Here is a 9309-nt window from a genome sequence, read left to right as displayed (position 1 = left end):
TGTGCAGAACCTGTTTTGCCCTATCCCCGCTCAGATATCGGTAGACGCCCATGAATTCCCATGGCATCCATAGTCCATCAGATGAGAACGGGACACGGGGCACCAAACGACCCCACAGACCAATAAAACTCTAGCAGGTTCATACAGGCACCTCGCTTTCATCAGACCAGAAGATCCGGCGCGCGAGCGGCAACATCCCCCCAGGTGGCGCGTGCGATCGGACTTACCCGCAAGCTGCGGGACAAAGGCGGCGGGTTGATCAGTGGCAGCAGATCAACCCGCCGTTTTTCATTTTCGGACCTGGGGAACGCACAAAGCCCGATTGTAACGGGCAAAGGGAACAGCCGAACGTGGCACGCAGGTTCAGAGGCGAAGGCGACCTGAAGGTCGACGCGAAGGGCAGGGTTTCGATCCCGGCCAACTTCCGCCGCGTGGTCGAAGCCTGCGATCCCGACTTCAACAATGGCAATCTGGCGCGCTTCATCCTCGTATACGGGGACGAACGCCGCGACTACCTTGAGGCATTCACGATCGAGGCGATGGACGAGGTCGACGAGAAGATCGAGCGTCACCCCCGTGCCTCTCCCAAGCGCAAGGCCATGGAACGGCTCTATTCCCAGCAGGCGCTGGACATGACAATCGATGAAACCGGCCGCATCGTGCTGCCGGCCAAGCTGCGTGAAAAGATCGGGCTCGACGGGACGGTCTTCGTCGGCGCTTCGGGCGATACCTTCCAGATGTGGAAGCCCGAAACCTATGCGGCCCACGTCGCGGCCGAGGCGGACGCGGACGAAGACTTCGATCCCGATGTCGATCCCTCTCTCTATCTGGATGATCTATGACTTCGGCGGACCAGACGGGCGACCATGTTCCCGTCCTTCTGGAACCGATCCTGCGCTATTGTGCACCCATCGAGGGCATCTGGCTGGACGGCACCTTTGGCGCGGGCGGCTATACCCGTGGCCTGCTGGAGGCCGGTGCCGCGCGGGTCATCGCGGTGGACCGCGATCCGCTGGCCTTCGAGATGGCCAGCGACTGGGCCGATGCCTATGGCGACCGGATCGACATGCGCCGCGGCGTGTTTTCCAGGCTGGACGAACAGGGATCGGACCTCGACGGGGTCGTTCTGGACCTCGGCGTTTCCTCCATGCAGCTTGACCGGGCCGAACGCGGCTTTTCCTTCATGCGCGACGGCCCGCTCGACATGCGGATGAGCCAGGAAGGGCCATCGGCTGCCGATCTGGTGAACGGCGCGGAGGAAGAGGCGCTGGCGGATATTCTTTTTCACTACGGCGAAGAGCGGGCGAGCCGGCGCATCGCCCGTGCCATCGTCCGCGCGCGGGAAGACGCGCCGATCACCCGCACCCTGCAGCTCGCCGAACTGGTGGAAGGCTGTCTGCCGCGCCAGAAACCGGGGCAGAGCCACCCCGCAACCCGCAGCTTTCAGGCTCTGCGCATTGCCGTGAATGACGAATACGAGGAATTGTTCGGCGGTCTCATGGCGGCCGAGCGGGCGTTGAAACCGGGCGGCCAGCTTGCGGTGGTGACCTTCCATTCGGTAGAGGACCGCATGGTCAAGCGCTTCCTCACCGCGCGCTCCGGCGGGGGCGGCAACGCGAACCGTTTTGCCCCCGAACGCGAACCGGAGGCGCCGCGCTTCCGGCTTGAACGGCGCAAGGCCATAGCACCCGACGCGCAGGAGCAGGAGCGCAACCCGCGCGCCCGCTCGGCCAAGCTGCGCATCGCCACCCGCACCGACGCGCCTTCGGGCACCGTCGAGGCGTCATCCATCGGAATGCCACAGGTCAGGGGGATCTGAGACCATGCGAGCCGTTTTGTACATTCTCACCGCCCTTGGCGTCATCGGGCTGGCCTTCTGGGCCTACCGTGAGAATTACGCCACCCAGCAGGCGCTGAGCGACGCGGACCGGTTGCACGCCAACATCCGCGATGCCCATGCCCGCCTTGCCGTGCTGCGCGCGGAATGGGCCTATCAGAACCGCCCCGACCGGCTGCGCGATCTGGCGGAACTGAATTTCGAACGCCTCGGCCTGCTGCCCCTGCATCCCGATCAGTTCGGCCTTGTGGACCAGATCATCTATCCCGCCCCGCCACCGCTGACGATCACCGATCCGGTTGACGTGTCCACGATGAATGCAGACGAGGAAGACCCGCTATGATCCGCACCCCGCTGCGCCCGCTCGCCCGTATTCTCGACGCCCGCCAGAAAGGCGAAAACCCCGACGCCATCGAGCGCGAGAACAAGCGCATCCGGCACGAGCAGATGCGCGATGCTGCCCGTCAGCGCGCCGAGGGGCGCCTGTTGGTCATGGGGGTGTTCTTTTTCTGTGCCTTTGCGGTGGTGGGCGCACGGATGGGTCTGCTCGCCACGTCCGAACCGACGGAGCCGCGCGCACAGGCGCCCGGATCGGTCATCTCGGCGACCCGTGCCGATATCGTCGATCGCCACGGCAACATTCTGGCGACCAACCTTGAGACCCACGCGCTCTATGCCCAGCCGCGTCACATGGTCGACCCGGTGGCCGCCGCCAAAGGATTGGTCAAGGTCTTCCCCGACCTGAAGGAAGACCGGCTGATCAAGGATTTCACGGGCAAGCGCAAGTTCCTGTGGATCAAGAAGAAAATCAGCCCCGAGCAGATGCAGGCCGTTCACGACATCGGCGATCCCGGCCTGCTTTTCGCGCCCCGCGACATGCGGCTTTATCCCAACGGCACGCTGGCGGCACATGTGCTGGGCGGCGCCAGTTTCGGCAAGGAAGGCGTGCGCGCCGCCGAGGTGATCGGCGTGGCCGGGGTGGAAAAGTATTTCGACAGCTATCTGCGTGACCCGGCCAACGGGGCCAAGCCGCTTGAACTCTCGCTCGACCTGACGGTGCAGGCCGCGGCGGAACGGGTTCTCTATGGCGGGATGAAACTGCTCAACGCGAAGGGTGCGACCAGCGTCCTGATGAACGCCAAGACGGGCGAGGTCATCAGCGTGGTGTCGCTGCCCAGCTTCGATCCCAACGACAGGCCGCGCCCGGCAACGTCGGGCGATCCGTCGGACAGCCCTTTGTTCAACCGGGCGGTGCAGGGGGTCTATGAACTTGGCTCCACCTTCAAGATCTTCACTGCCGCGCAGGCCATCGATCTGGGCCTTGTGAACGCCGATACGATCATCGAAACGGCGGGCCCGATGAAAGTGGGCGGGTTTAGTATCGGTGAATTCCGCAACAAGAATTACGGCAAGCTCAGCGTTGCCGATATCATCGTGCATTCCTCCAACCGGGGGACCGGGCGGCTCGCGCTCGATATCGGGATCGAGCGGCAGCAGGAATTCCTGCGCAACATGGGCTTCTTCGAGGCGACCCCATTCGAGATCGTCGAGGCGGCGGGCGGCAAGCCGCTCTTGCCCAAGCGCTGGACCGAGTTGAGCAGCGTGACCATTTCCTACGGGCACGGTCTTTCGACCAGTCCCATGCACCTCGCGGCGGGATATGCCGCCATCGCCAACGGCGGGCGGCGGGTGACGCCGACCCTGCTGAAGCAGGACGGCGTGAAACCCGGCCCGCGCGTCATGTCCGAACGGGCTGCGCGCGATTCCCGGATGATGCTGCGCAAGGTCGTGAGCGACGGCACGGCCAGCTTCGGCGAAGTGCCCGGCTATCACGTGGGCGGCAAAACCGGCACCGCAGACAAACCAAAGCCGCGCGGCGGATATTACGAGGACAAGGTGATCGCCACCTTCGCCAGCATCTTTCCGGCCCATGATCCCGAGTACGTGCTGATCGTCACGCTGGACGAGCCGGTGGAGACGTCAGGCTCCAAACCGCGGCGGACGGCAGGCTGGACGGCGGTGCCCGTCGCGGCAGAGATGATCCGCCGGGTCGCGCCGCTTCTGGGGCTACGGCCGACAGTTGTACCTGCGGAAGAGGCTGTGTTAACGCTGACAGGCAGCAACTGAAAAAGTCTTCCCCCATGGATAAACGGGCCGTTTCCCTTTCCGCGCTTGGCCTGACTGCCGCGCGCGGGGCCAACCCGCAAATCACCGGAATCGCCGTCGATAGCCGTGCCGTGCAGGCCGGTTTTCTCTTCGCGGCGATGCCGGGTACGGTTCAGCATGGCGCGGCCTTCACCGCGCAGGCACTGGCGCAGGGCGCCGCCGCCGTGCTCACCGATGCTGAAGGCGTGATCATCGCCGCAGAGGCGCTGGCCGACTCGGACGCGGCCCTTGTCGTGACAGATGCCCCGAGGGAGGCGCTCACCCGGGCCGCGGCCCTATGGTACGGGGCACAGCCCGCGACCATGGCCGCCGTGACCGGCACCAATGGCAAGACCTCCGTTTCCAGCTTTCTGCGCCAGATCTGGATCGAACTGGGCTACGCGGCGGTGAACCTCGGCACCACCGGGGTGGAGGGCGCATGGACAGCACCCCTGTCGCACACCACGCCCGAGCCGCTGACCTTGCACCGGGTGCTGGCCGAAGCGGCGGGGCAGGGCATCACCCATGCGGCGATGGAGGCGTCGAGCCACGGGCTCGACCAGCGGCGGCTGGACGGGGTCACCCTGCGCGCGGCGGGGTTCACGAACTTTTCGCAGGATCATCTGGATTATCACGAAAGCTTCGAAGCCTATTTCGACGCCAAGGCGGGCCTTTTCGCCCGCGTTCTGCCGGAGGACGGTACAGCCGTGATCAACATCGACGACGCGCGCGGGGTCGATTTGGTCGCCGTTTCCAAGGCGCGGGGCTGCAGCGTGCTGACCGTGGGCCGTGACGGGGGCGACCTGCATCTGACGGGCCAGCGCTTTGACGAGACGGGGCAGGACCTGCGCTTTGTCTACCGTGGCCGCAGCTATCAGAAACGGCTCGAACTGATCGGCGGGTTTCAGGCCGACAACGTGCTGGTGGCCGCGGGCCTTGCCATCGCCTGCGGGGCGGAGCCGCAGGATGTCTTTGACACGTTTCCCCATCTCAAGACCGTGCGCGGGCGCATGCAGCTTGCCGCCACAAGGGACGGCGGCGGGGCGGTCTTTGTCGACTATGCCCATACGCCGGATGCCGTTTCCACGGCACTTGCGGCGATGCGCCCGCATGTGATGGGCCGGCTGGTGGCCATCGTGGGGGCGGGCGGCGACAGGGACCGCGCCAAACGCCCCCTGATGGGTGCTGCAGCGACCGAACATGCCGATGCCGTCATCGTGACGGACGACAACCCCCGCAGCGAGGACCCCGCCGCCATCCGTGCCGCCGTGCTGGCCGGGGCACCCGGCGCGCTGGAGGTGGGCGACCGGGCCGAAGCGATCCTGCGCGGAGTCAGCATGATCGGGCCGGGCGATGCTCTGCTCATCGCCGGAAAGGGCCACGAAACCGGGCAGATCATCGGCGATGACATCCTGCCCTTCGACGATGCCGAACAGGCCAGCATTTCGGTGGCCGCGCTGGAAGGAAAGTTGACATGACCGCGCTCTGGACGCAGGAAACCGCCCGCGCGGCAACCGGCGGAGAGGCGCGGGGACCCGCATGGTCCTGCCACGGCGTTTCCATCGATACCCGGACCCTCGCGCCGGGAGATCTCTTCGTGGCGCTCGCGGCCCAGCGGGACGGGCATGAATTCGTAGCACAGGCGCTTGAAAAAGGCGCCGCAGCCGCGCTCGTCTCCCATGTTCCTGATGGCGTATCCGAGGACGCGCCGCTCTTGATCGTGCCCGATGTCCTGCGCGGGCTGGAAGACCTTGGAAGCGCCGCCCGGGCGCGCACTGCCGCCCGCGTCGTCGCGGTGACGGGCAGCGTGGGCAAGACCTCCACCAAGGAAATGCTGCTGACGATCCTGTCGGATCAGGGGCGCACCCATGCCAGTGTGGCCAGCTACAACAACCACTGGGGCGTGCCGCTGACCCTCGCACGCATGCCCGAAGATACCGAATTTGCGATCATCGAGATCGGCATGAACCACCCCGGCGAAATCGCGCCTCTCTCCAGGCTCGCGCGTCCGCATGTAGGGGTCGTGACCACGGTGGCCGCCGCGCATCTGGAGGCTTTCGACGACATTACCGGGATCGCGGTGGAAAAGGCGGCGATCTTCGACGGGATGGAACCCGGCGGCGTCGCGGTGATCAACGCCGATATCGAACATGCCGCCATCCTGATGGCCAAGGCGGTCGACCGGCGGCTGCGGGATGTCGAATTCGGCGTCCACGCCCATCACTACCGCCTGGGCGAGGTCACGGTGCAGCCCGAAGCGACCATCGTTCAGGCCGATGTCGAAGGCAGCCCGCTTTTGTTCAAGATCGCCACGCCGGGACGCCATTTCGCCATGAACGGGCTGGCCGCCATGGCTGCGGCGGAGGCCCTGGGCGCGGACCGCGCGCTGGCCGCCCAGTCGCTCGGCCGGTGGCAGCCCTATGCGGGACGCGGCCAGCGCGAGACCATCATCCTCGACCCGGTCGAGACGCATCTGACCCTGCAGCTGATCGACGACAGCTATAACGCGAACCCGACCTCCATGGCGGCAGCACTGGACGTGCTGGCCGGGACGGAGCCCGCCGACGGGATCGGACGGGTCGCACGGGGGCGGCGGATCGCCTTTCTGGGTGACATGAAGGAGTTGGGGCCCGATGCCGTGGCGCTGCACGCGGGGCTCGCGTATCTCGATGCCACCGCCAGACTAGACGTGATCCACTGCGTAGGGCCGCTGATGAAGGCGCTGTACGATCTGCTGCCGGAACAACTGCGCGGCGATTGGACGGAGAGCGCCGAGGAAATGGCCGACGGTATTCGCGGGCGTCTCGACGCCGGCGATGTTGTGCTCGCCAAGGGCTCGCTCAGCATGAAACTGGGGCTTGTCGTTGACGCGATCCGCAAAATGGGCCATCCGGTCGACACCGCTGAGACCCCCAGATCTTGAGTAAGGACTCCCCTGAATGCTCTATTGGTTGACCCTGCTGTCGGATGGTGGCGATTTTTTCAATCTTTTTCGCTACATCACCTTCCGGGCTGGGGGCGCATTCTTTACCGCGCTGATCTTTGGATTCCTGTTCGGCAGGCCGCTGATCAACGTGCTGCGCAAATCGCAGGGCAAGGGGCAGCCCATCCGCGACGACGGCCCGGAAGGGCATTTCGTCAAGGCCGGCACGCCGACCATGGGCGGGCTGCTTATTGTGGGGGCGCTGCTGACCTCCACCCTGCTCTGGGCGCGGCTCGACAACGGTTTCGTCTGGATCACCCTCTTCGTGACCATGTCCTTCGCAGCCATCGGTTTTGCCGATGATTATGCCAAGGTCAGCAAGCAGAACGTGAACGGCGTTTCGGGCAAGCTGCGGCTCGCGATCGGCTTTACCATCGCGGGCATCGCGGCCTTCTGGGCGGCCCAGTTGCACCCGGACGCCCTGCGCTATCAACTCGCTCTGCCGGTCTTCAAGGATACGTTGATCAACCTCGGTATCTTCTTTGTCCCCTTCGCAATGTTCGTCATCGTCGGCGCGGCCAATGCGGTGAACCTGACAGACGGGCTGGACGGATTGGCCATCATGCCGGTGATGATCGCCGCAGGCGCGCTGGGCGTGATCGCCTATGCGGTGGGGCGGGTCGACTTCACCGAATACCTCGATGTGCACTACGTCCCGGGAACGGGGGAGATCTTCATCTTCACCGCCGGCCTTTTCGGGGGCGGGTTGGGCTTTTTGTGGTACAACGCACCGCCCGCTGCCGTCTTCATGGGCGACACCGGCTCACTGGCGTTGGGCGGCGCGCTGGGCGCCATCGCGGTGGGCACCAAGCACGAACTGGTGCTGGCGGTGGTGGGCGGTCTTTTCGTGGTGGAGGCGCTGTCGGTCATCATCCAGGTGCTCTACTTCAAGCGTACCGGCAAGCGGGTCTTCCTGATGGCGCCCATCCATCATCATTATGAAAAGAAGGGATGGGCGGAGCCGCAGATCGTGATCCGGTTCTGGATCATCTCGCTCATCCTCGCGATGATCGGATTGGCGACGCTGAAGGTGCGTTAAGGCAGGGCGGCCCGTGGGCGAGGGGCCAGCCCCTCGCGCTCCCCGGGATTTGACGCCATTTGGAAGGAAGCGGTGGGTCAGAACACAGACCAGTCCATCTGCCGGGTCAACTGAGCCAACGCTTCGGTGCCCATGGCGGAATTGCCATAGCGGTTGAGGCCGGGCGACCAGACAGCGATGCTGGCGCGGTTCGGCACGATGGCGAGGATGCCGCCCCCCACGCCCGATTTTCCGGGCAGACCCACCCGATAGGCGAAATCGCCCGAACCGTCGTAGTGGCCACAGGTCATCATCAGCGCGTTGAGGCGGCGGATCCGGCTGGGGGCGACCAGCCGGGGTAGGCCCGGTGCATCCACCAGAAAGCGGCCCGCCATGGCGAGATCCCGCACCGTCATCTCCAGCGCGCAATGGTGGAAATAGGTGCCCAGCGTCAGTTCCGGCGCGTTCTTGAGGTTGTCGAAGGACGCGAGGAAATGGGCAAGGGCGAAGTTACGGTGCCCGAAGGCGGTTTCCGAGGCGGCGACAGCCTCGTTGATATGGATATTGTCGTTGCCGGCGGCATTGCGGACGAATTGCACGATCTCGGCCAGGGCTTCGCGCGGGGGGCGGCTGCCCAGCACCTCGTCCGTGGTGACGATGGCGCCCGCGTTGATGAAGGGGTTGCGGGGGCGGCCCTGTTCCTGCTCGAGCTGGACGATCGAATTGAAGGCCCGACCGGAAGGTTCCCGGCCCACCCTGTGCCAGAGCTGATCGCCCGACCGGCCGAGCGCTATGGCTAGGGTGAAGACCTTGGTGATCGACTGGACGGAAAACGGCGTCTGCGCATCGCCCGCTTCATACACGCTGCCGTCCGCCAGCACGACGGCGATGCCGAACTGGCGTGGATCGATACCCGCCAGTTCCGGGATATAGGAAGCCACCGCGCCCCAGTCGTCGCGCTGCCGGACCTCATCGGTCAGCTTGGACAACGTGGCGGCAAGATTCGGCATTTGGCTTCGCTCCTGTCTGTGATAGGGGCGCTTTGGGCATATTTTACGTGAAACGGCAAGCAGGCCGTCGGGCGGAACGGAGGGGTGCGATGATTCCCGTACAGGGTTTGGAAGGCGCGCGGGTCGCGGTTCTCGGGTTGGGCCGGTCGGGGCTGAGCACGGCGCGGGCGCTGGCCGCCGGGGGCGCGAAACCGCTCTGCTGGGATGACAAACCCGCCGCACGCGCCCGCGCCGAGGCGGAGGGGCTGACCTGTCGCGACCTGCACGAGGCGGGCGTTTTCGACAAGGTCGCGCGCCTGATCGTGAGCCCGGGCAT

Annotated in this window: 8 protein-coding genes and 1 pseudogene; 8 read left to right on the top strand and 1 reads right to left on the bottom strand. The window is 65.4% G+C overall.

Going from position 1 to position 9309, the window contains the following annotated elements; all coding sequences use genetic code 11:
• Positions 1-350 precede the first annotated feature (350 nt).
• The 7 genes from mraZ to mraY are packed head-to-tail and all read left to right on the top strand — an operon-like array spanning position 351 to position 8004.
• Positions 351-842 carry a division/cell wall cluster transcriptional repressor MraZ gene (mraZ, locus tag A3764_RS20320; protein ID WP_067928328.1) on the top strand — a complete coding sequence of 164 codons (492 nt, stop codon included), beginning with the start codon at positions 351-353 and terminating at the stop codon, positions 840-842.
• On the top strand, positions 839-1819 hold the full coding sequence (rsmH, locus tag A3764_RS20315) for a 16S rRNA (cytosine(1402)-N(4))-methyltransferase RsmH (RefSeq protein ID WP_067928331.1): 981 nt from the start codon (positions 839-841) through the stop codon (positions 1817-1819). Before mraZ ends, rsmH begins: the two co-directional genes overlap by 4 nt.
• 4 nt (positions 1820-1823) lie before the next feature.
• On the top strand, positions 1824-2180 hold the full coding sequence (gene ftsL / locus A3764_RS20310) for a cell division protein FtsL (protein ID WP_067924607.1): 357 nt from the start codon (positions 1824-1826) through the stop codon (positions 2178-2180).
• Positions 2177-3964, top strand: a complete 1788-nt coding sequence (locus A3764_RS20305; protein WP_067924612.1) for a peptidoglycan D,D-transpeptidase FtsI family protein — start codon at positions 2177-2179, stop codon at positions 3962-3964. The genes ftsL and A3764_RS20305 overlap by 4 nt, the downstream gene beginning before the upstream one ends.
• A 14-nt stretch (positions 3965-3978) precedes the next feature.
• Complete coding sequence (locus A3764_RS20300) at positions 3979-5460, top strand: UDP-N-acetylmuramoyl-L-alanyl-D-glutamate--2,6-diaminopimelate ligase (RefSeq protein ID WP_067924614.1); 1482 nt, start codon at positions 3979-3981, stop codon at positions 5458-5460.
• Positions 5457-6905 (top strand): UDP-N-acetylmuramoyl-tripeptide--D-alanyl-D-alanine ligase, encoded by a 1449-nt coding sequence (locus tag A3764_RS20295; RefSeq protein WP_067952029.1) that lies wholly within the window; start codon positions 5457-5459, stop codon positions 6903-6905. Before A3764_RS20300 ends, A3764_RS20295 begins: the two co-directional genes overlap by 4 nt.
• Positions 6906-6921: 16 nt before the next feature.
• A complete protein-coding gene (gene mraY / locus A3764_RS20290; RefSeq protein WP_067923912.1) occupies positions 6922-8004 on the top strand; it encodes a phospho-N-acetylmuramoyl-pentapeptide-transferase in 1083 nt (360 codons plus the stop codon).
• Positions 8005-8081: 77 nt separating this feature from the next.
• Here mraY and A3764_RS20285 read toward each other — a convergent pair whose 3' ends face one another.
• Entirely contained in the window at positions 8082-8993 is a 912-nt protein-coding gene (locus tag A3764_RS20285) for a glutaminase (RefSeq protein ID WP_067923915.1), read from the bottom strand.
• 89 nt (positions 8994-9082) lie between these two features.
• Between A3764_RS20285 and A3764_RS20280 the strand changes: the two are divergent.
• Positions 9083-9309 (top strand): annotated as a pseudogene (locus A3764_RS20280) (NAD(P)-dependent oxidoreductase); the annotation flags it as partial.

Origin of the sequence: Sulfitobacter sp. HI0129, assembly GCF_001635395.1 — a bacterium.
Classification (GTDB): domain Bacteria; phylum Pseudomonadota; class Alphaproteobacteria; order Rhodobacterales; family Rhodobacteraceae; genus Sulfitobacter.
Note: the sequence above shows the minus strand (reverse complement) of the source record. Positions and strands in the feature narration are given on the sequence as shown.